The following is a 25,569-nucleotide window of genomic DNA, read 5'->3' on the forward strand; positions in this document are numbered from 1 at the left end:
CACTTTGCCCGGCCAAGCCGTGTACAGTACGCCTACAACAATGCCCAAAAAGGAGCCCGGCCCATGAGCCTAACGCTGCCCCCCCTGCACATCGACTGCGATTTCGATTCCGGCAATATCCAGGTACTGGATGCCAGCAACCCGGCCCAGGTGCGCCTGGCCATCCGCCCGGACACCCACAGCGACCATTACCAGTGGTTCCACTTCAGGGTCAGCGGGCTGACGCCGGGCCAGGTCCACCGCTTCAGCCTCGACAACGCCTCTGGCGCTTCGTACAAGCATGCCTGGAGCGGCTACAACGCCGTTGCCAGTTACGACCAGCAACGCTGGTTCCGGGTGCCCAGCCAGTTCGATGGCAGCGCGCTTTCGTTCGAGCTCAAGGCTGAGCAGCCGCAGGTCTGGTTCGCTTACTTCGAACCGTACCCGCGCGCCCGCCACAACCAGTTGATCGAGCGGGCCCGGCAACTGCCCGGTGTCGAATTGCTGGCCAGCGGCCGCAGTGTACAAGGCCGGGACATTCCCCTGCTGCGGGCGGGTGATGGTGCCGAGGGCAAGCGCAAGCTATGGCTGATCGCCCAGCAACACCCCGGCGAGCACATGGCCGAATGGTTCATGGAAGGCGTGATCGACCGCCTGCAGGCTAACGACACGGTGATCCAGCAACTGCTGGGCAAAGCCGATCTGTACCTGATCCCCAACATGAACCCCGACGGCGCCTTCCTTGGCCATCTGCGCACCAACTTCAAGGGCAAGGACCTCAACCGTGCCTGGCAGGACGCCAGTGTCGAACTCACCCCGGAAGTGTTCTTCGCCCAGGCGCAGATGAAGCAATATGGTGTGGATGCCTTCATCGACGTACACGGTGATGAAGAAATCCCCCATGTATTCACGGCGGCGTGCGAGGGCAACCCAGGCTACACGCCCCGGCTGGCAAAGCTTGAGGCGCAGTTCCGCAGCACCTTGTGCAGCCTTACCCGCGACTTCCAGACCGTACATGGCTACACCCGGGACGAGCCTGGCCAGGCGAACACCACCCTGGCCTGCAATGCGGTGGGCATGGCGTACGACTGTCTGTCGCTGACCCTGGAGATGCCATTCAAGGACCACGACGATGCGCCAGACCCCGTCAATGGCTGGTCTGGCGCGCGCTCGAAGGCACTGGCCGGCGCCGTGCTGGAGACGTTGGCACGCATGCTTGGCGACTTGCGCTGACCCTGCGGCTGCTTAACGCCTTCAAAACTGCACATCCAGAATCACACTGTCGGTATAGCTCGCCGCGGGGGGCGTGGCCTGGTCGGTGTAGACCTTGGCGTTATAGTTGAACACCTGGCTGCCGGTGCCGGTACCAGCACCGGGGTTCACATCCGCATCAGTGCTCGCACGGCGTGCCGCACCGACCGCGCCCCACCGCACCGCACCGGCACTCTTGAAAATGTCGTATGCCAGGTAATTGCTGGTAGTAGATTTCATGCGCCGCCTGCCATTGGCCACGTTCTGCCCGTCGTCCAGGCCCACCGTGTAGTTGCTGCCCTTGGTGCACGACACACTCAGGCTCTGGCTGACCGTGGCGAACCCTGCCACCACCGGGGCGCTGCCAAAGTTGATGTTGGGTGTGGTGATCTGGCAATCGTTGGTCACTGTCAGGCTCACGGTCATTGTCTTGCTACCTGAACCGATGTCGCGCCCAAGGCACACGCCGAGCAAGCCAATGCCCGAGCAGTAGTCCCAGCTCCAGGCAACGGTCAGGGTTTCCTGGTACAGGCCAGCGGCGACATTGCTGCCCACCTGGGTGCGCATGTACAGCGGCACCGACTTGGGGGTGGTGCCGCCGAGCAAACCCAACAGGTCGAGAATGCCGGTACGGGCAAAGTCGTAGGCCACGCCGCGGGCAATCGGGTAATTGGTGGTGTTGTCGCCATACACCGTGTAAGGAATCACATCCCCCGTCGGGCCGACCAGGCCACTGCTGGGCGATGTGATAGTGAGATAGAAATGGTCGCTGTTGCTCAGCACGCTCAGCAGCGACCCTGTGCACTGCAACCCCGAGTTCAGGGTCGAGGCGTTCTGTGCCGTGGTGCGCACCTGCGTAGAATTGGGGCTGCCGAACGCGGCCGGCAGGGTCGCCACCGATGAGCACAGCCCCCAGGCGGCCCCCATCGGCAACCACAGCAAGCTCGCCAGCAGGCCCCGCTGCCAGGCCGTCATCGGCACACCAGCGGCCCAAGCAACGGGATCGAACCTTGCGCCTCGGGGAAGTCGAACTCGACCTGGCAGCGCCCGCCCCCCTCCAGCACGACCCGCAGGCGGTTGCGTGGCGACAGGTTCTCCAAGTACACCAGCCCGTCCCAACCGACCACAGCCTGGCTGCCCGATTGCTCGTGGGTCACCCGGCTGCCCAGCTTCAGCGGCTGCTGGTTGGCATCAACCAGCTCGATGCTGGCCGCCAGTACCCGTTTCAGCGGGAACTCCAGCAGGTAGCCACTGCCGCGGCGCACGGCCACACGCTGCTCCACATTCGGCGCCAGCACATCGGGCGGCAGGTCCATGGGGTCGATCTCGTACTTGCCGCGGTAGTAACCACTGCTGTACGGCACCAGCAGGTGGCCGCCGGCATCGGTGCGGCCGACCTCCTGGTTTTCATAACGCACCGGTACATCGGCATAGCCGTCGGTACTGACCACAACGAAAGCGTCGTCGATCCGGTTGGCGGCGAACAGCCCATCCATCCAAACCAGCGAGCCACTGGCATCGGCCCAGCGGGTCGTTTCGCCGCTGCTGCCATATACGCCGGCCTGTAGCTGTACCGACTGCAAGCGCCAGGTCACATCGGCCTGGCGATAGGCATCGCGGTCGCTACCCTGGGCATAGCCGAGGTTATAGCCCACGCCGCTGCCTACCGGCACGGCGCGCCCGTAATTGACCCGTTGCAGGGTTTCACCGGTGTTACTGCGTTCCAGGCCTAGCGCCAGCGTGCCATGGGTGTCGAAGGGAATCACCAGTTGCGCCTGCACGGCCCACTGGCCGCCAGCGATTTCGCGGTTGGCTGACAGGTACACGCTGCTGCTGCCCGACAACGGCCTGCTGTAGCTCAGGTTGATCAGCCGGGTACGCGTGCCGTCTGCAGAGCGCACGTCAAAGTAGCCGGCACCGACGTTGCCGTACCTGTCAAGGTTGAGGCTGAGGCTGACCTGCTCGCTGCGTGTGCTTGCCTGTATGTCCGGGGTGTCGACCCGGCTCAGGTCGGCATAGTCGGCACGGCGTTGCAGGCGCTGGTAACTGAAACCGAAGCGCTGGCTGTTGTATTGGTAACCCAGCGCGACCTGCTGCCCCTGATCGCCGTCGAAACGGCTCTGGGCGAGCGCGGCATTGAGCACACCGAAGTTGCCCAGCCGCAGGTTGCCACCCAGGCCACCCAGCATCAGCGAGGCAGCGGTTTCAAGGTGGGTTTCCACGGTGAACGTGTCGCTTACCCCATGGCGCAGGCTGGCGCTGGCCGCCCCCGCGCCGTAGGCAAAGTCCCGCACACCGTAGTCGCGCCTCAGGCTCCCGGCCGCTATCGAATAGTCTGACAGGCCTTTTTGCAACAGGCTGCTGGTGACGTAGAACGGTAAGGTGGTGGAAACCTGCCGGCCCAAGGCGTCGGTGGTGACCACCACCGCTTCGCCGGCACCGTTGATGAACGGCACGTTGGTCAGCGTGTAGGGGCCTGGCTGCAATTCGTTGGAACTGGCCTTGTAGCCGTTGATGAACAGGTCGAGCGAGGTCGGTACCGCGGCTTCGCCGGCAAACGCCGGCAAGGGGTAGGTGACCAGGTCCGGCCGTGCGGCGAAGTCGCGCGACAGTTGCACGCCGCCCACCCGGACCGAACGGGTCCAGGGCAGTGCCCCGGTAACGAAATCGCCGGCCTCGTAGGTCAACAGGCGCTGCTCGTCGGTGAAGCGCCAGGTGGTGTCGTAGCGCAGGAAGCCCCGCCTTGCCGGGTCGGCCTGCGCGCCATTGAACGATTGGCGCCATTGCCCGGTGCTGGCGAAGGTGCCCCAGTCATCGAACACCCGCAGTTCGTTCCAGGCCGCCAGGTAGGTGCCGCCGTCATCGGTGTCGTTCAGGTACAGGTCGTAGTTGAACAACGCGCCGAAGCTGCTCCGCGCATCGCTGGGCGGGTACAGGTTACGATCGCCGACCTGCTGCTCGGGCAACCAGGCCGGGGGCACTTGCAGCAACAGCCGCAGGTTCCGGCTGTCATAATCGGCGTGCAGCCCGCTCACCGCGTCCAGGGCGACTTCGCCCTGCGGGTCGCCGGGCAGTGTCACACCCGCCGCACGCAACACGGCGCTGTCCAGGTACAACTGCCCGGCCCGCTGCTGCACCGGCACCAGCTCAGCCTTGGGCATGCGGTTCACCATCAGGTCGAGGAACAGCGTGGCGTCGGCGATGGCGGACAGCTCCGTGGGCGGCGGCGGCAGGTCGTCGGCCAGCGCCAACGCTGGGCCAAGCACGGCCAACTGCAGGCACCCGCGGCGCAACCTCAGCGCTAGCCATTTCACACACGGTATCCAACCATTGCCGGGTCCTCCTTGGCCCCTGCGCTGCATTCAGGTGCTGGTTCACTGCCCTTGGGGTATGGTGCCGGCCGTGGCCTGGCCGTTAACCCGGCCTTGCAGCACACTGCCTGTATTCGTCGCCATGGGTGCCGGCCAACGCATACTCGAACCCGGCAGCACATAGCCCAGCAAACCTTCGACCAGCGCCTTGCGCTGGCCGCCCTGCTGCAGCACCACGTCGGTCAGCCGTGCATGCACCGGGCCGGTATTGCGCAGCTCCACATAAGGCTTGCCCTGCACCGTGACCGGCCGCCAGCTCAACTGAGGCTTGCCCACGCTTTCGGCCTTTCGCTGGCCCTCGGGGTCCGCCTTGCCCCACAGCCCTTCGCCGTAGACGAACAGTGGTACGGAATAGCGCATCTGCAGCCGAATGGCGGCCGTGGTGCCGGGGCCGGCCTTGTCGAGCGGGATGGCCGGCGGAATTTCGTCGATGATGATGCGATAGGCCTTTTCCTGGCCGGCAGGTGAAGGGCCGGTGCGGGTCAGGCGGATCAATTGCTTCTGCCCAGGAGGAATATTGGCCACCGGCGGGCTGCCGATGATCTCGCGCTGGGCCTGGAACTGCTCCTGATATCGCCCTTGGTGCCAGGCAAACACCCGCACCTGCAGGTTGGCAGCCTCAGTACCGCGATTTTCCAGCCACAGTGCGCCGGCTTTCTGGTCGGCCTCCAGCACCGGGTCGATCGGCCAGATCAACACCGAGGTGGCTGCCGCAGCCGGCAGGCTTGCCAACCACCACAACCCGATCAGCCCACCCGCCCACTTCGCGCCTACCGCCATTAAGCTCTCCTTAGCACGTGTCATTGGCGCCGCTGGCGTTCACCAGGTCACCATTACTTGCACAACATCGGTATAAGTCCCTGCCGGCAGCTTGCCGGTCAGCTGAACCCGCCCATACACCGGCAGCTTGATCGCCGTGGCGTCGCTGTAGCTCACGGTGGCGCCCTGCCCTATGCCCAACGGCTGGCTATAGGCGGCATCCCGGTACAACTGGTAGGCCAGGACCTGGCTGCCGCTGGTGTTCTTCAGATAGCGCGTGCCGCTGGTACTGTTCTGGCCGCCGCCCAGGCTCATGCTCACCGCCACACCCGGGGTGCACTGGAAGGTCACCGTGGTGCCACCCAGCGAAGTACTGAGCACGCTGGTGGACAACGCCGACTGGGTGCCATAGTTCAGTACCCCATACTGGCTGACACCGCCCACCACCAGACACCCGGCAGCGACCTGCGCCGCGACCGTGAAGGTGCTGGTAGTGGCCGCATCCAGTGGCGCCGCCAGTAGCGCACCAAGGCCAGCCAGGCCCACCGTCAGCCAATGGCGCATGGCTCAGAACGACAACTCGACGGCTACCGTGTCGGTGTACACGCCAGCCGGCAACCCGGCCTTGCCACGCGCCTGGCCGTAAAGGTTGACGGTTTGTGCCACACCGGTACTGGTTGGCAGGGTGATGGTGCCATCGATGGCCAACACGGTGGTGCGCCCGGAGTCGGTATAGAAGTCGTAGGGCACGAAATTCCCCGCGCCATCAGCCAGTGCACGGGTGCCGCCGGTCGATTGGCCGTCATGCGACCCTGCACGCACACGAATCGCCGGCACCGTGCCCGCCGAGCACAGGATGCTCAACGCGCCACCGCTACCCAGCACCTGTGCGTTGGCCGTGGTGAACAAGGCATCCTGGGTGCCGAAATCCAGCGAGCCGAAGTTCAACCCCGAGGTGCCTGAACTGCCATTCACCTGGCAGGCAGCTGTCAAGGTCAGCGTCGAGTTGATGGTCCCGGTCACCGTGGCGGCCTGGGCCTGCGTGGCCAGGGCCAAACCCAGGCCGGCGAGGATGCAGCATGAAAGGTTCGTTCGCATCGGAGTCTCCTTGCGTGGTTACCAGTCCAGAGTCACCCGGAGGGTGTCGCGGTACAGCCCGGCTGGCAGCGCGCGCGGTTGCGCCACCACCACGCCATAGATGGGGATCGGAATCTGTTGCGTGCTGCTGATGGTGAAGGCCCGTGCTTGGCCAATGCCGTAGCGGCTGTTGCCGCCTGGGTCGACTGCCAGTTGATAAGGAATCAGCTGGCTGCCGTTGCTGAGGCGGCGAATGCCGTCGTCGCCATGCATGCCACCATTGATGCGCACGTTGAATGCACGGACTTCGGGGGTGCAACTGATCTGCAGGCTGCCCTCGCCGCCCGCTTCATCCACCCGGCTAAGCAGCGGCTGGTCCCAGTTCGGGCCCCGCTCGCCGAAATCCAGCAAGCCCGGGTTGGCCAGGGTCGCCGGCTGCGCCTCGTTGCTGCTGATCTGGCAGGCGGCGCTGATCACCAGCCGCGCCTGAATGAAGCCAGTGGAGCTGCCATGCGCTGCACCGCCTGGCACCAGTAACGGCCCTAGGGTCAACAGCAGGATCGAGGTGCGGTTCACAGCTGCGCGTCCTTGTGCATGGCGGCATCCTCACCAAGTGACCGTGACTTTCAACAGGTCGGCGTACAGGCCGGCTCTGGGCACCCAGGCCAACGTGTCGATTCGCGCATACAGCGGCAATTCGGCCGCGCCGCTATCGGGCACCCGGGCAGCCTGCGCAACGTTCACTGGCAGTGGCTCGCGCCAGGCCGCATCGCGATAGAGCCGATAAGGAATAGGCCGGCCCTGGGCATCGTCGCTGGCCAGGAAGCGCACGTCGCCAGCGCCGCCATGTTGGCCGCCGTCGACCTGTATTTGATAAGGGGTGTCGGGGTTGCACTCAAGGCGCGGTGGGCGCTGGCTCAGCAATACCCCAGTCAGCGGTGCGGCCGGGCCGTCCAGCCGCGGTACAGCACCCAGGTCGATTCGCCCAGCAGCCTGCGCGCCCGCATCGCGGGTCTGGCTGACCAGCATGCAGCCGCGCTGCACCAGCACCCGCACCTCCACCAGAAAGTCTGCCGCTACGCCAGCGTTGCTCAGTAACAGGCCAAACAACCCGGCCAGTAAGCGCTCCTTCACCTTGCTGTCCTTATCGCCCTATGCTCAGTTGAGCGTAGCAGCGAGGCACGGCGCCAAATGCTGAGGCCGACCGTTTTTTGGTATTAGCAACAAAGCGATAGCGTTCGATAAAAAAAAACCGCGGGGCGCAGAACCCATCGTGTTTCATGGACCTCCAATAGGCAGAAGCCGGCGAATGGTCCGATATTCTGATAAGGTGTACCTCCATCATCCTGCCTCAAACTCGTGCGGCAAGCATGGACCGACAAGACAGGAGCTTTCAATTGATGACTGCAGATAGCACGCTCGCCCAAGCCGTGGAGCGTTGCGCTCAGGAACCGATCCAGGTGCCCGGCAGCGTCCAGCCCCACGGGTTCCTGCTGGTCGTCGACGAAGCCGACTTGCGGGTACTCCAGGCCAGTGAGAATGTCGAACAGTGGCTAGGCAAGCCGGCCAGAGAACTTATCGGTTGCCATTTTACAGAGCTGGTCAGCGACGGTTTCGACCTGCGCATGCACCTTTCACGGTTACCCGACGATGAAGTGTTCCCCTTTCATATCAGTGATGTGCACCTGCGCGAAGGAGCACCGCACACTACAGCCCTGCACCTGCTGGCCCACCGTCACGACCAGGTGCTAATCACTGAATTGGAACCACCGCGGCTTCCGTCCGACCTCACCGGGCAAGGCGATTACTACCCGCTGGTGCGCAACTTCGTCAGCACCCTGCACCTGGCCGGCAGCCTTGAAGAGCTGCTGCAGCAAACGGTGGTTCAACTCAAGCGCATCACCGGTTTTGGCCGGGTCAAGGCTTACCGCTTCGATGCCGAAGGCAATGGCCAAGTTCTGGCAGAGGTCGCCGACCCGGGCTACCCCAGCTACCTGGGGCTGTGCTTTCCGGCCTCGGACATCCCGCGCCAGGCGCGCGAACTGTACCGGGTCAACCGTATCCGCGTGATCGAGGATGCCAACTACCACCCTTCGCCGCTACTGCCGGCAGCCAACCCGCGTACCGGCAAGGCGCTGGACATGAGCTTTGCGACACTGCGCAGCGTTTCACCGGTGCACCTGCAATACATGCGCAACATGGGTACCCTGGCGTCGATGTCACTGTCGATCGTGGCCGATGGCAAGTTGTGGGGGCTGATCTCTTGCCACCATCAGCAGCCCAGGCCTGTAGACCTGCGTACGCGTACCGCGTGCGAGCTGCTGGCCAGCGTGCTGTCGTTGCAGATCGAGTCCCGCGAGTCGCATGCCAGCACCAGCAAGGTATTGGAACTGCGACAGCACATTGTCCGCATGATTTCGTCCATGGCCGACCATGACAGTGTCAGCGATGGCCTGCGCGACGTGCCCGAAGTCCTGTTGGCCTTTGCCGACGCCCAGGGCGCCGCGGTGATCTCGGCGGAGCGCTGCGACCTGTTCGGCCAGACGCCACCCACCGCCCAGGTCACGGCGTTGGTGCACTGGCTGAGCCAACGTAACGACGAACATGTATTTTGCACCGACAACGTGCGCCGCGACATCGACGAACTGCCCGAGCTGGCAGACCATGCCGGTGGCGTGCTGGCCGTCGCCATTTCGCAGATCCATTCGCACTACCTGCTGTGGTTCCGCCCCGAACAGGTACGCACGGTGGATTGGGCGGGCCAGCCGACCAAGCAGGTGGGGCCACAGGGCAACCTCGACCCGCGGCACAGTTTCGAGCGCTGGCAGGAGCAACTGCATGGCTACTGCGCACCTTGGGAGCCACTGGTGGTCGAGGGCGTGCAAGAGCTGCGCACGGCGGTGCTGGGCATTGTGCTGCGCAAGGCCGAGGAATTGGCACAGCTGGCCGGTGAACTGCGCCGCTCGAACAAGGAACTTGAGGCGTTTTCGTACAGCGTTTCCCACGATCTGCGCGCGCCGCTGCGGCACATTGCCGGCTATACCGAGCTGCTCGGCGAAATCGAGGGCGCAGGGTTAAGCGAGCGTGGCAAGCGCTTCCTGCAGCATATCGGTGAAGCCGCCAATTTCGCCGGCAGCCTGGTGGACAACCTGCTCAACTTCTCGCAAATGGGCCGCTCTGCCCTGCGCATGTCCGATGTCGACCTGAACGCCCTGGTCGAGGCTATCCGCAGTGAACTGGCGCCCGACTACCAAGGCCGCGAGATCGTCTGGGACATCGCGCCACTGCCAAAGGTGATCGGCGACCCGGCGTTCATCAACCTGGCTTTGCACAACCTGATCGCCAATGCCATCAAGTACACCCGCGGTCGTGAGCCCGCGCGCATTTCGATCAGCGCCAAGCAACACCCGGACGAAACCGAAATCTGTATCCGCGATAACGGCGTGGGCTTCGACATGGCCTACGCCAACAAGCTTTTCGGGGTATTCCAACGCCTGCACCGCATGGAAGAGTTCGAAGGCACTGGGATTGGCCTGGCAAGCGTGCGCCGTATCATCGAGCGCCATGATGGCCGTGTCTGGGCCGAGGGCCAGATCGACCATGGCGCCAGTTTCCACTTTTCTCTACCGCGCCAACCCGCGACTACCCGAGGTACCTGAACAATCATGCTCAAACCCATCCTGCTGGTCGAAGACAATCCAAGGGACCTGGAGCTTACGCTTTTGGCTCTGGAGCGTAGCCAGTTGGCCAACGAGGTTATCGTCCTGCGCGACGGTGCCGAGGCGCTGGACTACCTGTTGCGCCGCAACGCCTATGTCGATCGTGATGACGGCAACCCTGCGGTCCTGCTGCTGGACCTCAAGCTACCCAAAGTCGATGGCCTGGAAGTGCTCAAGGAAGTGCGCGCCACTGCCGAGCTGCGTAGTATCCCCACGGTCATGCTGACCTCCTCACGCGAAGAACCCGACCTGCTGCGCGCCTACGAGCTAGGGGTGAACGCGTATGTGGTCAAACCAGTGGAATTCAAGGAATTCGTCGCCGCCATCTCCGACCTGGGGATCTTCTGGGCCGTACTGAATGAACCACCACCTGGCTCACTGCGGCTGAACCGTCGCGGTAGCAATTGAGGCCGCCGCAACGATGCCGCAAACGCCGTTGAAACTACTGATGGTCGAAGACAGCTCGATGGACGCCGAGCTGACCTTGATGCGCCTGGAACGCAGCGGGCTGCATGTGCAATCGCATCTGGTATTCGACCATACGGGCGTCGAGCGTGCCCTGGAGCAGGACCACTACGACCTGATCCTTTGCGACTGCGTGCTGCCGGGCTCGTCCGGCACCGAGGTGCTGGCAATCGCCCAGCGCCTGGCTGCAGACACCCCGTTCATTTTTCTCTCCGGGATCTACGGCGAAGAGCACGCCGTGGAAATGATCCGCCTGGGCGCTACCGACTATGTGCTGAAGAAGAACCTGCCGCTACTGCCCAAGGCGGTACGCCGGGCATTGACCGAAGTGCAGGAGCGCCAGCGCCGGCGCCGCGCCGAAGAGGCGCTGGTCGATGTCGAGGCGCGGGCGCGCATCGCCATCGACGCCGCGGGTATGGGCACCTGGGACCTGCGCCCGCAAGATGGCCTGTTGATATGCGACGAGCGCTGCAAGACCCTGTTCGGCCTGCCCGCCAGCGCCGACATGACCATGCAGGTATTCTACGACGGCATCTACCCTGACGATCTGGCGCTGGTGCGCGATGCCGTCGAATACGCCATGCTGCCCGAAAGCGGTGGCCAGTACCGGGTGGAGTTTCGCACTGCCCAACCCAGTGGCCAGGACCCGCGCTGGTTGCTCAGCAGCGGCCAGAGCCAGTTCGTCAACGGCCAGTGCGTGCGCTTTTCCGGCGTGCTGCAAGACATCAACACCCAGCGCCTGGCCACCCAGGCACTGCGCCAGCTCAACGAAATGCTGGGCGAACGGGTCGAGCGCCGTACGCGGGAACGCGACCGCGCCTGGGAGCTGTCACAGGATCTGCTGGCAGTGCTGAACAAGGACCTCACCCCGGTGGCGCTGAACCCCGCCTGGGAAGCCAGCCTGGGCTTTTCCCGCGAGCGCCTGAGCCAGTCGTCGCTGTTGCACCTGCTGCCCGAAAGCGATCAGGAACTGCTGTTGACCGAACTGGCCGCGCTCGCGCACGGCCGAACCAGCGCACGTTTCGTTGGCCGTATCCTGCACGCCAGTGGCCAGCAACGCTGGCTGTCGTGGGTCGTGGTGCCCGAAGACACCCTGCTTTACGTGGTCGCCCGCGACATTACCAGTGAGCGCGAAACCGCGCTGGGCCTGGCCGAAGCCAATGCCCGCCTGCGCGAGCAGATCGATGAGCGCGAGCGTATCGAGGCCGCCTTGCAGCAGATGCAACGCCTGGAAGCGGTCGGCCAGCTGACTGCCGGCGTGGCGCACGACTTCAACAACCTGTTGACCGTGATCCTCACCGGTGCCAGTTTCCTAGAGCGCGACCTGACCAGGGGCGACCTGGACAAGGCCCGGTCGCGCCTCAAGCATGTTCGCGAAGCGGGTGAGCGCGGCGCCAAGTTGACCTCGCAATTGCTGGCCTTCTCCCGTCGCCAGCGCCTGGAGCCGGTACCGCTGAACCTCAACCGCACCCTGGCGGGCCTCGAGGAACTGTTACGCCGTACCTTGGGCGGCAACATCTCGGTGCGCCTGGACCTGGACCCAAGCCTGTGGCAGGCGCTGACCGATCCTACCCAGACTGAAATGATCATCCTCAACCTGGCCATCAATGCCCGCGATGCCATGCCCGATGGCGGCCAGTTGATCCTGGCGACCCACAACACCTGCATCGACACCCCCCCTCAGCGCCCGGAAGACCCGGAGCGAGGCGAATACGTGATGCTGAGTATTCGCGACACCGGGTGCGGCATGAGCGAAGAGGTGGTGGCCAAGGTGTTCGAGCCGTTCTTTACCACCAAGGATATCGGCAAGGGTTCAGGCCTTGGGCTGGCCCAGGTCTTCGGTTTCGCCAAGCAGTCCGGCGGTGGTGTGCGCATCGATACCAAGCCGGGGCGTGGTACCGAGGTGGCGGTATACCTGCCAGCGGTGAAAGACCGCGCGGTCAGTGAACCGGCAGCAGCCATGCTCAGCCTTTCGATCAACGATAGCGGCCGTAACCGGACCGTGCTGCTGGTGGACGATGACCACCTGGTACGTGACATGCTCGGCGATGTACTGCGCCAGTACGGTTATCAGGTACGCCAGGCGCACAGCGGCGAACAGGCACTGGCGTTGCTGGATGACGAGATCGACTTGCTGCTGACCGATTTCGCCATGCCGGAATTCAACGGTGGGCAACTCGCCTTGGCGGCCCGCGAGCGGCGCCCGCACCTGCCGGTGGTGTTTCTCACCGGCTATGCGGAGTTGCAAGGGTTGGAATTGCCGGGCAGCCTGGTGATGCAGAAACCGGTGCAAGCCGATGAACTGGCGCGGGTGCTCAACGAGATGCTGGGCGGCCTGGCAGTGCGCCAGGGCTGACCAATGGCTGGGCCGCTTTGCGGCCCGGGGCCATCGCAACGCTGCGGCCACAGTGGGTGTGGCATTTCACGCGCGCAAAAACGACAAAACCCGACGCTCATCAGAATAAGCACCGGGCAAGTTACGTTTGAAACTAAGAAATGGCAGGGGCGGCTGGATTCGAACCAACGCATGGCAGGATCAAAACCTGCTGCCTTACCGCTTGGCGACGCCCCTGTATCGGATGCAGCGTGGGCTGCTCTGACAATTCCAAGTGAGTGACAACTGCGAGTTGTCTTGGAATGCGCGGCACTTTAACAACAAAGTTTCGGTCTGTGAACCCCCTGATGAAAAAAAATTGCCAAAAAACAGCGGCTTAGTCATTTCTGCCGCCGCCGCATACCATCCGTCGTTTTCTTCTCGCTTCGCTTCAACACATTCGTATTCCTCCCTTCAAATCAGATAACCCATCTGCATTTACCAAGGAGGAACCCATGCCTGTCTCTCACGACCTTTACCAGGACCTGCACTACCCACGCGAGATCGTTCAACAACGCCGCCAGGTCGACAAGGCACTGGATCGCTTGCTGGATGAGTACGTCGATATCGACAACCAGGTACTGGCCGCCGAGGCCATCTCGGCAGGCAATTTCGTCGACGAGGACCTGCGCCACCTGAAAGAGCGCCGCCTGGCGGTGAAGTACATGATCGAGCGCCAGCTGGAACGCAAGGCATAGCCCAGCGGCAGCGGTGGCGGCGACACCTATCGCGAGAAGTGATGATTGCCGCGCAATTTCTCTATTGGTCAAAATCGCCGCCCTCGGGCAAGCTGCACACTGCCCCGTCAATGCCCAAGGAGCTGTGCTTTTGCCTGCCTGGATCCCTACCCCGCTGCGCCAACTTGGCCAACGCCTGCGCGGCGCTGCCGCGCATCAGAGCGAACTGCTCGACTGGTTCGAAGACAAGGCGCACAGCCGCGGTTATCAGCTCAGCGATGGCCAGCGCCGGGTGATCCACTGCATGGCCAGGCAACTGGCACAATTGGAGCAAGGCCAAGCGCGTAGCCTGTACCTGTACGGCTCGGTCGGCCGGGGCAAAAGCTGGCTACTCGACGGCTTCTATCAGGCCGTACCGGTCGAGGCCAAGAAGCGCCTGCACTTTCATGATTTTTTTGCCCGCCTGCACCAAGGCATGCACCGCCATCGCGCGCTGGACGACGCACTGGGTGCGACCCTGGACGAGCTGATTGGCGATTGCCGAGTGCTGTGTTTCGATGAATTCCATGTGCATGACATTGGCGATGCCATGTTGCTCACCCGGCTGTTCAATGCCTTGTTCAGCCGCGGGGTGTTCCTGCTGGTGACGTCCAACTACGCGCCTGAGGGGCTGCTGCCCAACCCTCTGTACCATGAGCGTTTCCTGCCGGTGATCCGCCTGATCAATAGCGCGATGGAGGTCCTCGAAGTCGGTGGCGATACCGACTTTCGCAGCCTGCCGGCCAACCGCGAGCAGCAGCAGTTCACCCAGGGGCATTATGTATGGCCCGGCACTGCGGCGCAGCGCCAGGCATTGCAGGTACCCGCCCCGCAGCCCGTGCAGCTGGACGTGAACAAACGCCCACTGCGCGCCCTGGCGGTGGATGGCCGGCGCGTGGTGCTTGGCTTTGACGACCTGTGCGAAAAGGCCACGGCGGTGATCGACTACTTGGTGCTGGCCGAGCAGTACGACGAATGGGTCATCGATGGGCTGGATGACCTGGCGGACTGCTCCCTGGCGGCGCAACAACGTTTCGTCAACCTGGTGGATGTGCTGTACGACCAGGACAGGCAGGTGACGGTGATCGGCAAACGGCCGTTGGAACAAAGCCTGGGTGGGCCGCTTGCCGACCTGATGCGCACCCGCAGCCGCCTGGGGCAACTGCAGGTGGTCGGGCCCCAGGGCTAAACCGCCCTGGGCAAGTCAGCCAGCAGCGCCTCGATCTCACCCAGCACTGCCGGGTCGTCCAAGGTCGAAGGCGGGATGTAGTCCTGCCCATCGGCAATCTTGCGCAACACCGCCCGCAGGATCTTCCCGGACCGGGTCTTGGGCAGGCGCTTCACCAGCCGCAACCGGTTGAAGCACGCCAACGGGCCTATTTCCTCGCGCACGCTGGCCACCAGGTCGACCAGCAACTGCGCCTCGGCGATGCCCTCGCCGTCCTTGAGCACCACCAGCGCCAACGGCACCTGGCCCTTTATTTCATCATGCACGCCAACCACCGCGCACTCGGCCACTGCCGGGTGGCGCGCCACCAAGTCTTCCATTTCCCCCGTGGAAAGCCGATGGCCGGATACGTTGATCACATCGTCGGTGCGCCCCATGATGTAAACGAAGCCATCATCGTCCAGGTAGCCGCCATCGCCCGTGTGGTAGTAGCCAGGGTAGCTGTGCAGATAGGCCTGCAGGTAACGTGCGTGGTCGCCCCACAGCGTCTGGCTGCAACCGGGCGGCAATGGCAGGGCGATCACGATCGAGCCCTGCTGGTGGGGGCCCAGCAGGCGCCCTTCGTCGTCCAGCACACGTACGTGATAGCCGGGCACGGCGCGGTTGCTCGAACCCGGCCGGGCCGCGCTGCCCTCCAGCCCCACGCAGGGCGCAGTGACTGGCCAGCCGGTCTCGGTCTGCCACCAATGGTCGTGCACAGGCTTGCCACTCACCTGCTCCAGCCATTGATGGGTGCTCGAATCGAGCTTTTCACCCGCCAGGAACACATGGCGCAGCGAGCTGAGGTCATGGTTGCGCACCCGCTCGCCCTGCGGGTCCTCCTTGCGAATGGCACGCATGGCCGTGGGCGCACAGAACAGCGCATTGACCCGATATTGCTCGACCACCCGCCAGTAGGCAGCGGCGTCTGGCGTGCGAATCGGCTTGCCCTCGTAGAATATCGTGGTGCAGCCGCTCATCAACGGCCCGTAGACGATCAGCGAGTGTCCCACCACCCAGCCCACATCGGAAATACCCCACCACACATCACCGGCTTGCATGCCGTAGATGTGGCGCATGGCGTAACACAGTGCCACTGCGTTGCCACCGTTTTCGCGGACGATACCCTTGGGTTTGCCCGTGGTGCCTGAGGTATACATGATGTACAGCGGGTCACCGGCGTCCAGCGCCACCGGCTCCACCGCCTTGGCGGTCTGCACCGCCACCTGCCAATCCAGGTCGCGCCCTGGCAGCAGTTCGGCCTTCACCTGCGGCCGCTGCAGCACCAGTACCGAGCGCGGCTGGTGCCTGGCCAGTTGCAGCGCACGGTCGACCAGTGGCTTGTAGGGGATGACCTTGTCGAACTCCAGCCCGCAGGAAGCCGTCAGCAGCAGGGCCGGCCGCGCGTCATCGATGCGCAGCGCCAGCTCGTTGGCGGCGAAGCCACCGAACACCACCGAATGCACCGCGCCAATCCGCGCACAGGCCAGCATGGCCATGGCCGCCTGCGGCACCATGGGCATGTAGATGATCACGCCGTCGCCTTTGTTAACGCCCAGTTCGCGCAGCAAGCCGGCCAGGCGCGCCACCTCGTCGCGTAACTGCAGGTAGGTGTAGGTTTGCTGCACGCCAGTCACCGGCGAATCGTAGATCAGCGCCAGTTGCTCGCCACGGCCCTGCTCGATCTGGTGATCGAGGGCCAAGTAGCAGCTATTGAGCCGGCCATCCGCGAACCAGCGGTGGGTACCATCGGCGTTCTCTTGCAAGACCTGGGCAGGTTTGTGATACCAGGCCAGGTGGGTGGCCTGTTCCGCCCAGAAAGCGGCAGGGTCGGAAATGGACTGGGCGTAAGTGTGCTGGTAGCTCATATCGAAAGGAACCCGGTACTTGTTGTTATTGAAGGGCGAACCTGGAGTATGGCCTGCACCAACCACCTCGCCAGGCGACTAAAGTCACAACCGACCTGCAAATTTGCATAACGCGCCAATGCGCCCTATTTCGGTGCAACCCCCCTACAATAGGCTCCCCCTCAAGCCAACGAGCAGCCCATGGATATCGAACAGGCCCGTACCTTTCTGGAAATCGTGCGTTGCGGCAGCCTGGTCGCTGCCGCCGAGCGCCTGTTCGTTTCGCAAACGGCGATCACCGCCCGGGTGCAGCGCTTAGAACAGCAGCTGGGTTGTCAGTTGTTCGTGCGCAGCCGCAGCGGCGCCAGCTTGACCTGCGATGGCGAAGCTTTCGTCAGTTATGCCAACCAGTTGGTGCAAACCTGGGAGGCGGCGCGCCGTGACCTGCCGCTGCCCGTGGGCTGCCAGCAGGTGCTGCATGTGGGGGGTGAAGTGAGCCTGGGCAACCCGATGATGCTCGATTGGGTCAGCGCCCTGCATCGCGAACTGCCCAGCCACGCGATCCGCAGCGAGGTCAGCGACGGCGAGGCGCTGCTGCGCAAGGTCGAGATGGGCCTGCTGGACGCTGCGCTGGTCTACCAGCCAACCTATGGCCCGGGTTTGCAGGTCGAGCAGTTGATGGAAGAAAAGCTGATCCGCGTGCGCCGGGTCGATCGACCCGAGCCGTATATCTACATCGACTGGGGCGAAGCCTTCCGCCGCCAGCATGACGCGGCCTTGCCCGACTGCGCACGCCCGGCGCTGAGCTTCAACCTCGGACCACTGGCGCTGCAGTTCATCCTCGACCAAGGCGGTAGCGGCTACTTCCGCACACGGGTGGTTCAAGCCTACCTCGACAGTGGGGTTTTCGAGCGAGTCCCGCAGGCGCCGGAATTCACCTACCCAACCTATCTGGTCTACCCGCGCAAACGCGACAGCGAGGCCCTGCAACAGGCGTTCAGCGTGCTGCGCCGGCTGGTGGCCGCCGGCGCAAGCGACTGGTCACAACGCTGGGACCCTGTTCTCTGAAACCTGTTGGGCCTTGCTGAGCAACTGGCGCTGGAGGCCGGCAATCAGGTCGGTCTGGGTGATCACCCCCACCAGGCGCCCATCGTCGAGCACCGGCAGGCAATGCAGGCCTTGTTCGCACAGCAGCGGCAGCAGGCGCTCCAGCGGATGCTGGCTACTGACGGTGACCACTGGCTGCATCATCACCTGGGCCAGGCGCACGGGCGGGCGGCCGAACAGTCCGCGCCAGGTGAAACGGCCACGTTGCATGGCCGGGCCGACCAGATCGCTGAGGCTGACAATGCCCACCAGTTTGCCGTGCTGCAGCACCGGCAGTGTTTTCAGATGATGGCTGGCCAGCATGGCCCAGGCCCGCTCCAGCGTCGTGTCGGGGCTGGCGAATTGCACATCGCGAGACATCACTGACGCCGCGGTGATGCCGCCCAGGCTGCGCTGCAAGGCATGCTGCTCGGTGGCCAGGATAATGCGCTCCAGTTCGTCCCGGGTGACGTCGACGAACTCGCCCAGCTCTTCGAGGGCATGGTCCAGGTCTTCGCCGCGCACGCCAACGCGCTCGGTAGGCAGCGGGTCATGGGTATGGTGCAGGTCCTTGCGGATTACCGCGCCTTTGGGGTAGCGCACACCCGTCAGACGGTTGTAGAGCACTGCCACCGCTACCAGGATCAGTGCATTGAGCAACACCGGTTGCAACAGGTGGTCACCCAGGGCGGTCAGGCCCGGGTCGGCCAGTACCGCACTGACGGCCACCCCGCCACCCGGCGGGTGCAGGCAGCGCAGCAGGCACATGACCAGGATCGAGATCCCCAGCGCCACGGCGGCCACCCACAATTCGGGGCCCAACCCCTGGCGCATGGCCAGGCCAACAGCGCCTGCCAGGGCGTAACTGCCCAGCACCGGCCAAGGCTGGGCCAACGGGCCAGAGTGCACCGCGAACACCAGCACAGCCGACGCGGCCAACGGGCCGAGCAAGTGCAGAGCGATGCCCGGGCCGTAGACCATGCTGGTCAGCCAGCCGGCGAGGAACAAGCCAAGCAGTGCACCAATACCGGCACGCAACCATTCTTTGGGGGGGATATTCAGGGCGGGCGGCAATAGCCGCAGCAGACGACTTTCGGAACGCGAGGCAGGCATTTGAACTATCGGGGTCGTGTTTTTTTCGGTTTGAAAAGAAAGCCCAGGGCAGCTGCCTGGGCCTGGTATTGCGCAGGCAATATCACAAGGGGCTCCGTCCGTGGAGAGATGGAAACCACGCGGCTTCGTGAAGGCATTGTGCCGAGCGCGGCGCGAATGGGCCAATTCAAAAAAATGCGCCTGTACTGCAATTTTTTTGCAGTGCCTATCGGCAAAGCAGGCCGCCGCAGCCGCAGGAGCGGCTCGGGACCACTAGGCCTTGCGCGGCAGGTTCAGGCTCACCCGCAGCCCGCCCAACGGGCTTTGCTGCAACGCCAGCTGCCCTCCCCAGGCCTCCACGATGTCGCGCACGATGCCCAACCCCAGGCCGTGCCCGTCCACCTGTTCATCCAGCCGCGACCCGCGCCCCAGCACCTGCTGGCGCTGCCCCTCGGGAATGCCTGGCCCATCATCATCGACCCACAGCCGATACCCTTCGGCATCCGCCTCGGCCCCCAGGCGCACTTCGCTGTCAGCCCATTTGCAGGCGTTGTCCAGGAGGTTGCCCAGCAGCTCCAGAACGTCTTCACGGTCCCATGGCAGTGACAGCCCGGGCGGCACATCACTGGCCAACAGCAAGCCTTCGCCGTGGATCATGCCCAGGGTTTCGAGCAGCCCGGGCAACTCGGCATCGCAATCGAACTGCGCGCCTGGCAGGGCGTCGCCGGCCAAGCGCGCCCGGTTCAACTCACGGGCCAGGCGTTGTTGGATCTGCTCCAGTTGCTCACGCATCTGCGCGCTGACTTGCGGCAAACCCTTGAGGCGCTCGCTCGACGCCAGGCTGAGCAGCACCGCCAGCGGGGTTTTCAGCGCATGGCCAAGGTTGCCCAGGGCATTGCGTGAACGGCGCAGGCTGTCTTCGGTGTGGCTGAGCAAATGGTTGATCTGCCCCACCAACGGGGCCAACTCGCTGGGGACTTCGGCATCCAGTTGCGAACGCTGCCCCTGCTGCAGCTGGGCGATCTGCTGACGAGCCCGCTCCAGCGGCCGCAACGAGCGGGTGACGGTGATGCGCTGCAGCACCAGCACCAGGATCAACGCCACCAGGCCCATGCCCAGGCCGATCTGTTGCAGGCGTCGGAACCCCTGGCGTACCGGGGAATAGTCCTGCGCCACGCTAATGGAAATATCCTGCCCCAGGCGCCGGTAGTCGGCACGCAGTGCCAACAGGTGCTGCCCTTCCGGCCGTAGCTCATGGCTGTCGGAAAGCCCTGGCGCCGCCGGTTTGGGCATATCCAGGTCCCACAACGAGCGAGAACGCCAGGTGCCCTGATCGAAGTCGATGCGGAAGTAGTAGCCGGAAAACGGCCGCTGATAAGCCGCCGAGATACGCCGCTCGTCCAGCTGCAGGCCGGACGGCCCCCGCACCAGGGCCACCAGCAGGTTCTCGCTTTCCTTGCGCAGGCCGTTTTCCAGGTAGCGTTGCAGGCCGGCTTCGAACAACCACAGGGTCAGTTGTGCCAGCACCACGCCCACCACCACCAGCACAGCGACCAGGCCCAGGCTCAAACGTGCCTGGATCGACTTCACTCGGCGCTCCCGGCGTAGATGTAACCTTGCCCACGGCGGGTTTCGATCACGCTGCGCCCCAGCTTGCGGCGCAAGTGATTGACGTGCACCTCCAATACATTGGAGTCACGCTCGGTTTCACCGTCGTACAGGTGTTCGGCCAAGTGGCTTTTGGACAGGATCTGCTGTGGGTGCAGCATGAAGTAGCGCAGCAAGCGAAACTCGGCAGCGGTCAGCTGGATATCTACACCGTCGCGGCTCACGCATTGGCGGCCTTCATCCAGGTGCAGGCCGGCCGCTTCCAGCCTGGGCTGGTTGGCCAGGCCGCGGGCACGGCGCAAAAGCGCCTGTATGCGCAACTGCAACTCTTCGGGGTGAAACGGCTTGCTCAGGTAGTCATCGGCCCCCGCCTTCAACCCTTCGATACGCTCGGCCCACGAGCCGCGCGCGGTCAGGATCAGCACCGGCGCGGCCAACGCAGCGGCACGCCACTGGGCGAGCACCTCCAGGCCCGGCATGCCCGGCAAGCCGAGGTCGAGGATGATCAGGTCATAAGGCTCGCTCTGGCCCTGGTACACCGCGTCACGGCCATCGGCCAGCCAGTCCACGGCATAGCCCTGGCGTTGCAAACCGGCGATCAGCTCATCGGCCAGCGGTACGTTGTCCTCGACAAGCAACAGGCGCATTCAGTCGTCTTCCTCATCTTTAAGCAGGGCGCCGGTGCTGGCGTCGAGCTTGATTTCGCGAACCACGCCAGCAGGTGTCAGCAGCTCGACCTCATATTCGTAGCGATCATCGTCCTCTTCCAGTTCGGCTTCCAGCAAACGCGCCCCGGGGTAACGCCCCAGGGCGGTTTCCAGCAGCTGTTCGAGTGGCAGGATGACGCCCTTTTGCCGCAGCTTCAGGGCTTCATCCTGGTCGAGGTCGCGGGCGGCTGCCAGCGAGCACACGGCCAGCAGCGCCAGCGCCAGGTAGCGCGCTGGCCGTGGTAAGCGTCGCATCAGTTGTCTCGCTCGTCCTTCACCACTTCAGCGGTCTTGGCGTCCAGTGCCACGTCCCATTCCACATTCTGGGTATCGCGCAGCTCGACTTTGTAGATGTAACGGCCGTACTCGTTCTCCAGCTCGGAATCGGTAACGGTGGCGCCGGGGTGCTTGGCCATGGCAGCGGCCTTGAGTTCGTCCAGCGACTTGATGGTCTTGGTGTTTACCAGTTTGACCACTTCGTCGGGCTGCACATCCTTGGCGAAAGCGGCATTGGCGCCCAGGGCAAGGGCGGCGGCGGTGATCAGGGCAGTCAAGGTTTTCATCGTGCTTCTCTCCTGAGAGCTGTACAAGTTGTCTACGGGGTTAAGATTACCCGGCGGTCCTTAATTCAACCTGAAAGCAACGGGCGGCATGATAGCGCAGCCTGCGGGCCCGTGTGATGCTCCACCGCGCCGTTGCCTCAGCAGGCAGTATTCGCTTCACCGAACCTTATAATCACCGGCTCGATACCCAGGAGATCCGTCATGAGCGCCATCCACATCAAATACCCTGCGCTCACGTTCAAGGCGGGCCAACGTGCCCTGCAGCACATCCGCGAGCGCGGGCTACAGGCGGCCGATGTGGGTGTGCTGCCAGGCGCAGCGGGCGGGCCGAAGCCACTCGGCATCCAAGGCCTGGACCTGGCCCTGTTCGGTGAGTGGCTACCGTCGGCACCCCGCCAACGCGCACTGATCGGCGCCTCGATCGGCGCCTGGCGCTTCGCCAGTGCCTGCCTGCAAGACCCGGTGGCCGGCATCCGCCGGCTTGGCGAACTGTATACCGAGCAAGACTTTGCCAAAGGGGTTACACCGGCCGAAATCAGCCGCAGTTGCGCAACAATGCTCGATGACCTGCTGCAGGGCCGCGACGCCCAGTTGCTGGCCAACCCGCACTATCGCCTGAACATCCTGGTGGTGAAAAGCCATGGTCAGCTCGCCCACGACCAGCGTGCCCGCCTGGGCCTCGGCCTGGGCTCGGTGGTCGCCAGCAATCTTTTGGGCCGGGCACGCCTGGCGCGCCACTTCGAGCGCATCATCCTGCATGACGGGCGTAGCGCGCCGCCGCTCGATGCCTTGACCGACTTCCCTTCGCGCTGCCTGCCGCTGGACCTGGCCAACCTGCGCCAGGCCCTGCTCGCCTCGGGCTCGATCCCGATGGTCATGCAGGGAGTGAAGGATATTCCTGGGGCGGGCGCCGGTACTTACCGCGACGGCGGCTTGCTCGATTACCACCTCGACCTGCCTTACCACGGCGACGACCTGGTGCTGTACCCGCACTTCACTGACAAGGTCATACCCGGCTGGTTCGACAAGGCGCTGCCCTGGCGCAAGGGCGATGCCAGGCGGCTGCAGAACGTGTTGCTGATGACGCCCTCACCGCACTATCTGGCCGCCCTGCCCTTCGGCAAATTGCCAGACCGCAACGACTTCAAGCGTTTCATGGGCGATGCCGCGGGGCGCAAACGCTATTGGTACAAGGCCATTGCCGAAAGCCAGCGGCTGGGCGACGAATTGCTGGAACTGGTCGCCACCGGGCGGCTGCATGAACGCCTGCAAGCCTTGTAGCGGTCATGCTGTTAAACTGCGCGCATTATTGATTCACTCAGAGTTCTGATAGCGTGGAAATCTTCAAGGATTCCACAGTGGATTCCCGCCTAAAACCGGACAATCCCGAAAGAACGAAAGGCGCCCGTATATGGGCGCTTTTCTGTCCTTAATCGTCCCGGTATGACTCTCCACATCCTACGATAATTAGTACATCATCCAGTACATCGACCAATCAACCAGAGGCAATGTACTAGTGGCACTCACGGACACCGCGGCCAGGCAGGCCAAGCCCCGGGAAAAGGGCTACACCCTTGCGGACTCGCTCGGGCTCACGCTGTACGTCGCCGAAACCGGCGTAAAAAGCTGGCATTTCAGGTTCACCTGGCTCGGCAAGCAGGCCAGGATTTCGCTCGGAACTTACCCAGAGATCGGCTTGAAGGAGGCACGTGCGCGAAGGGACGAGGCGCGCGAAGAGGTTGCGCAGGGAGTAGACCCACGCGAATCAAGGAGGATGAAGAAGACAGAGCGCCTTGGCGCCCAGGAGAGGACATTCCGCCGCGTCTACGACGAGTTGCTGGAATTCAGGAAGGGAAGCCTGACCGAGTCGACGGTCAAGGTGATTTCTAACGCGATGGAGCTGGATGTACTGCCGGCTTTCGGCCTACGCCAGATCGACTCGATCAAGCGGTCCGATGTGATCACGCTGATTCGCCGCATTGAGCGCCGTGGGTCGGTGACCACCGCCGTCAAGACCAGGCAGTGGATGGGCCAGGTTTTTCGGTATGCAATCGCCACCGGCATGATCGAGAACAACCCCACGGCGGAAATGCACACTGTCACCGAGAAGATGGCCCCGCACAAAAACAGGCCGTTCCTCGCCTTCTCAGAGATGCCGACCATCATCAAGGCCATCGAGGAAAGCCAGTCAGGCCTGCAACTGCAGTGCGCCACCAAACTGCTGATCCTCACGGTCTGCCGGCCTGCCGAGGTGCGCAAAGCCGAGTGGGCGGAAATCGACCTCGACACAGCGACCTGGTCGATACCAGCCGCCAAGATGAAGATGCGCCGCGACCATGTCGTACCGTTGTCGCGCCAGGCCGTGGAAATACTGCGCTCCATGCTGCCTATCTCAGGCGGGATGAAGTATGTGTTCCCAAACCGGTCTGACGCTGTGCGGCCGATAGGCATCAACTATGCAGTGAACCTGCTTGACCGCTGCGGATACACTGGGCGCCAGTCGCCTCACGGTTTCCGCCACCTGTTTTCCACGGAGATGAACAGCCGCGGCTATAACAAGGACTGGATCGAACGCCAACTGGCCCACGCTGATAGCAGTGCTATCCGTGACGTGTACAACCATGCCACCTACCTGGAGCAGCGCCGCGACATGATGCAGACCTGGGCCGACATGGTGCTGCCGGCTATGGTTTTCGATCAGGCTTAGCGCGCACCCCGTCAACCACCGCCTCACACGCCAGCCCAGCTATTCGACTTCGCTCAAGCGCTGCTGCGCAGCTGCCCGCCATTCGGTCAGACTCTTCAAGCAATCCCCCGAGCACCACGACGGCAGAGGTTCCTGCCTGGCGCTGCTGGGCAGCGATGGTGTCGCAGGTTGCTCGGTGGCCGGCGCGCAGTCTGGCGATTTCCCCGCGCAAGCCGACAGCAGCAGACTCAGCATCAGCGGCCCGGCCTTGGGCCAGTTCCAGTCTCTTGCGTGCACTTTCGCCCTCCTCGTCCGCCACGGCTTGGCGGCGCTGTTCTTCTGTTCTGGCCTGGGCAGCGGCGCGACGGTCGCGCTCAGCCACCTGCAGCCGGTATTCGGACAGCTCGCTGCGGGCCGTCGCGGTATCACCCTGCGCCACTACCACCCGGTACTGCTGGCCGCCGGCGACCAGCACCAGAGCAATCAGCCACCAGCACCAGGCCGGTACCGCGCCGAGCCAGGTCATGCCAGCGCCCCGCCGAGCTCCACCCAACGCCCGAGCAGCTTGTCCAGGCGGTGCGGGTTCTGTTGGTAGTTGTTCCCGGGAAAGCTGGCCCAGATGTTCGAGCACTTGGCGATTGCCTGCTGAATGCGGCCAGCCTTTATGTCGTCCAGGGCCTTACGTTCCCGGATCTGCTGCAGCGCGATTCGGTCTTGGTTCTCCGGTGTGAACCCGCCGGTCAGGCGAAGGCTGGACCGGTACGCATCCCAATAACGCTCGAGCAGCTGGTATCGGCCGGCTGCCGTGCTGGTCACCGGCTTGCCGTTGATGGGGAAGGTCAGCTTCTTGCGCGGATGGTCGGCATAGCCTTGGAACAGGCCGCCGCCGTATAGAACGTTGTACCCGTCGTCGCTTGCCTTGACGGTTGAGGTGCCTTCAGAGAAAGCGATCAGGTCCAGAAACCGGAGCACGTTCGCGCCTCCGACCTGGGTTTCGGTGAGTCTGGCCATGGTTTCTCCAGGCGAAAAAAAGCCCGCGCTAGGCGGGCATTGATAAGTATT

General features: G+C 63.7%; 24 protein-coding genes and 1 tRNA gene. 9 read left to right on the forward strand and 16 right to left on the reverse strand.

What is annotated here, in order from left to right; all coding sequences use genetic code 11:
• Positions 1–63 precede the first annotated feature (63 nt).
• Positions 64–1,212 (forward strand): M14-type cytosolic carboxypeptidase, encoded by a 1,149-nt coding sequence (locus ACF8SD_RS12250; RefSeq protein WP_392483667.1) that lies wholly within the window; start codon positions 64–66, stop codon positions 1,210–1,212.
• Between the two features lie 21 nt (positions 1,213–1,233).
• Here ACF8SD_RS12250 and ACF8SD_RS12255 read toward each other — a convergent pair whose 3' ends face one another.
• The 7 genes from ACF8SD_RS12255 to ACF8SD_RS12285 are packed head-to-tail and all read right to left on the reverse strand — an operon-like array spanning position 1,234 to position 7,571.
• Positions 1,234–2,205, reverse strand: coding sequence for a spore coat protein U domain-containing protein (locus ACF8SD_RS12255; protein ID WP_392483668.1), 972 nt, complete (start codon positions 2,203–2,205; stop codon positions 1,234–1,236).
• Positions 2,202–4,592 carry a fimbria/pilus outer membrane usher protein gene (locus ACF8SD_RS12260; protein ID WP_392483669.1) on the reverse strand — a complete coding sequence of 797 codons (2,391 nt, stop codon included), beginning with the start codon at positions 4,590–4,592 and terminating at the stop codon, positions 2,202–2,204. The genes ACF8SD_RS12255 and ACF8SD_RS12260 overlap by 4 nt, the downstream gene beginning before the upstream one ends.
• Before the next feature lie 12 nt (positions 4,593–4,604).
• A complete protein-coding gene (locus ACF8SD_RS12265) occupies positions 4,605–5,381 on the reverse strand; it encodes a molecular chaperone (RefSeq protein WP_173889902.1) in 777 nt (258 codons plus the stop codon).
• A 39-nt stretch (positions 5,382–5,420) separates the two neighbouring features.
• A complete protein-coding gene (locus tag ACF8SD_RS12270) occupies positions 5,421–5,924 on the reverse strand; it encodes a spore coat U domain-containing protein (protein WP_392483671.1) in 504 nt (167 codons plus the stop codon).
• Positions 5,925–5,927: 3 nt separating this feature from the next.
• The gene (locus ACF8SD_RS12275) at positions 5,928–6,458 is read right to left on the reverse strand and encodes a spore coat U domain-containing protein (protein ID WP_009685920.1); all 531 of its coding nucleotides are present in this window, start codon (positions 6,456–6,458) and stop codon (positions 5,928–5,930) included.
• 18 nt (positions 6,459–6,476) lie between these two features.
• Positions 6,477–7,013 carry a spore coat U domain-containing protein gene (locus tag ACF8SD_RS12280; protein ID WP_392483673.1) on the reverse strand — a complete coding sequence of 179 codons (537 nt, stop codon included), beginning with the start codon at positions 7,011–7,013 and terminating at the stop codon, positions 6,477–6,479.
• A 30-nt stretch (positions 7,014–7,043) separates the two neighbouring features.
• A complete protein-coding gene (locus ACF8SD_RS12285) occupies positions 7,044–7,571 on the reverse strand; it encodes a spore coat U domain-containing protein (protein WP_173889907.1) in 528 nt (175 codons plus the stop codon).
• 266 nt (positions 7,572–7,837) lie between these two features.
• Between ACF8SD_RS12285 and ACF8SD_RS12290 the strand changes: the two genes are divergently transcribed.
• From ACF8SD_RS12290 to ACF8SD_RS12300, 3 genes are read left to right on the forward strand one after another with little or no spacing between them, the layout of a single operon-like run.
• Positions 7,838–10,096 carry an ATP-binding protein gene (locus ACF8SD_RS12290; protein ID WP_392483674.1) on the forward strand — a complete coding sequence of 753 codons (2,259 nt, stop codon included), beginning with the start codon at positions 7,838–7,840 and terminating at the stop codon, positions 10,094–10,096.
• A gap of 6 nt (positions 10,097–10,102) precedes the next feature.
• Positions 10,103–10,564: a response regulator gene (locus ACF8SD_RS12295; RefSeq protein ID WP_173889911.1), complete on the forward strand. Its 462-nt coding sequence runs from the start codon at positions 10,103–10,105 to the stop codon at positions 10,562–10,564.
• A 13-nt stretch (positions 10,565–10,577) separates the two neighbouring features.
• Positions 10,578–12,977 carry a response regulator gene (locus tag ACF8SD_RS12300; RefSeq protein WP_173889913.1) on the forward strand — a complete coding sequence of 800 codons (2,400 nt, stop codon included), beginning with the start codon at positions 10,578–10,580 and terminating at the stop codon, positions 12,975–12,977.
• A 141-nt stretch (positions 12,978–13,118) separates the two neighbouring features.
• Here ACF8SD_RS12300 and ACF8SD_RS12305 read toward each other — a convergent pair.
• Positions 13,119–13,193 (reverse strand) — tRNA-Gln (locus tag ACF8SD_RS12305).
• 257 nt (positions 13,194–13,450) lie between these two features.
• On the opposite strand from ACF8SD_RS12305, the gene ACF8SD_RS12310 reads away from it, so the two are divergent.
• Positions 13,451–13,693 carry a DUF465 domain-containing protein gene (locus ACF8SD_RS12310; protein ID WP_054913379.1) on the forward strand — a complete coding sequence of 81 codons (243 nt, stop codon included), beginning with the start codon at positions 13,451–13,453 and terminating at the stop codon, positions 13,691–13,693.
• 130 nt (positions 13,694–13,823) lie between these two features.
• On the forward strand, positions 13,824–14,900 hold the full coding sequence (zapE, locus tag ACF8SD_RS12315; protein WP_173889915.1) for a cell division protein ZapE: 1,077 nt from the start codon (positions 13,824–13,826) through the stop codon (positions 14,898–14,900).
• On the opposite strand, the gene ACF8SD_RS12320 is transcribed toward zapE, so the two are convergent.
• Entirely contained in the window at positions 14,897–16,786 is a 1,890-nt protein-coding gene (locus ACF8SD_RS12320; RefSeq protein ID WP_173889917.1) for a propionyl-CoA synthetase, read from the reverse strand. The two genes, zapE and ACF8SD_RS12320, sit on opposite strands and share 4 nt — an antisense overlap.
• A gap of 180 nt (positions 16,787–16,966) precedes the next feature.
• Between ACF8SD_RS12320 and ACF8SD_RS12325 the strand changes: the two genes are divergently transcribed.
• Positions 16,967–17,833: a LysR family transcriptional regulator gene (locus ACF8SD_RS12325; RefSeq protein WP_173889919.1), complete on the forward strand. Its 867-nt coding sequence runs from the start codon at positions 16,967–16,969 to the stop codon at positions 17,831–17,833.
• Here the strand turns inward: ACF8SD_RS12325 and ACF8SD_RS12330 are convergent.
• From ACF8SD_RS12330 to ACF8SD_RS12350, 5 genes are all read right to left on the reverse strand, one after another.
• Positions 17,807–18,964 (reverse strand): HPP family protein, encoded by a 1,158-nt coding sequence (locus ACF8SD_RS12330; protein ID WP_392483675.1) that lies wholly within the window; start codon positions 18,962–18,964, stop codon positions 17,807–17,809. The two genes, ACF8SD_RS12325 and ACF8SD_RS12330, sit on opposite strands and share 27 nt — an antisense overlap.
• A gap of 252 nt (positions 18,965–19,216) precedes the next feature.
• The gene (locus ACF8SD_RS12335; RefSeq protein ID WP_173889923.1) at positions 19,217–20,533 is read right to left on the reverse strand and encodes a sensor histidine kinase; all 1,317 of its coding nucleotides are present in this window, start codon (positions 20,531–20,533) and stop codon (positions 19,217–19,219) included.
• Entirely contained in the window at positions 20,530–21,198 is a 669-nt protein-coding gene (locus ACF8SD_RS12340; RefSeq protein ID WP_173889925.1) for a response regulator transcription factor, read from the reverse strand. Before ACF8SD_RS12340 ends, ACF8SD_RS12335 begins: the two co-directional genes overlap by 4 nt.
• Positions 21,199–21,513: a PepSY domain-containing protein gene (locus ACF8SD_RS12345; protein ID WP_009685937.1), complete on the reverse strand. Its 315-nt coding sequence runs from the start codon at positions 21,511–21,513 to the stop codon at positions 21,199–21,201.
• Positions 21,513–21,821 carry a PepSY domain-containing protein gene (locus ACF8SD_RS12350; protein ID WP_392483676.1) on the reverse strand — a complete coding sequence of 103 codons (309 nt, stop codon included), beginning with the start codon at positions 21,819–21,821 and terminating at the stop codon, positions 21,513–21,515. Before ACF8SD_RS12350 ends, ACF8SD_RS12345 begins: the two co-directional genes overlap by 1 nt.
• A 201-nt stretch (positions 21,822–22,022) precedes the next feature.
• Between ACF8SD_RS12350 and ACF8SD_RS12355 the strand changes: the two genes are divergently transcribed.
• Both ACF8SD_RS12355 and ACF8SD_RS12360 read left to right on the forward strand, forming a co-directional pair.
• The gene (locus ACF8SD_RS12355) at positions 22,023–23,102 is read left to right on the forward strand and encodes a patatin-like phospholipase family protein (RefSeq protein ID WP_054881342.1); all 1,080 of its coding nucleotides are present in this window, start codon (positions 22,023–22,025) and stop codon (positions 23,100–23,102) included.
• Between the two features lie 235 nt (positions 23,103–23,337).
• Positions 23,338–24,528, forward strand: a complete 1,191-nt coding sequence (locus tag ACF8SD_RS12360; RefSeq protein WP_392483677.1) for a tyrosine-type recombinase/integrase — start codon at positions 23,338–23,340, stop codon at positions 24,526–24,528.
• Here the strand turns inward: ACF8SD_RS12360 and ACF8SD_RS12365 are convergent.
• Positions 24,506–25,033, reverse strand: a complete 528-nt coding sequence (locus ACF8SD_RS12365) for a DUF2514 family protein (RefSeq protein WP_392483678.1) — start codon at positions 25,031–25,033, stop codon at positions 24,506–24,508. The genes ACF8SD_RS12360 and ACF8SD_RS12365 overlap by 23 nt on opposite strands.
• The gene (locus ACF8SD_RS12370; RefSeq protein ID WP_392483679.1) at positions 25,030–25,518 is read right to left on the reverse strand and encodes a glycoside hydrolase; all 489 of its coding nucleotides are present in this window, start codon (positions 25,516–25,518) and stop codon (positions 25,030–25,032) included. The genes ACF8SD_RS12365 and ACF8SD_RS12370 overlap by 4 nt, the downstream gene beginning before the upstream one ends.
• Positions 25,519–25,569: the final 51 nt, after the last annotated feature.

It is taken from the genome of Pseudomonas sp. CJQ_9, assembly GCF_043106615.1.
Taxonomy (GTDB): Bacteria; Pseudomonadota; Gammaproteobacteria; order Pseudomonadales; family Pseudomonadaceae; genus Aquipseudomonas; species Aquipseudomonas juntendi.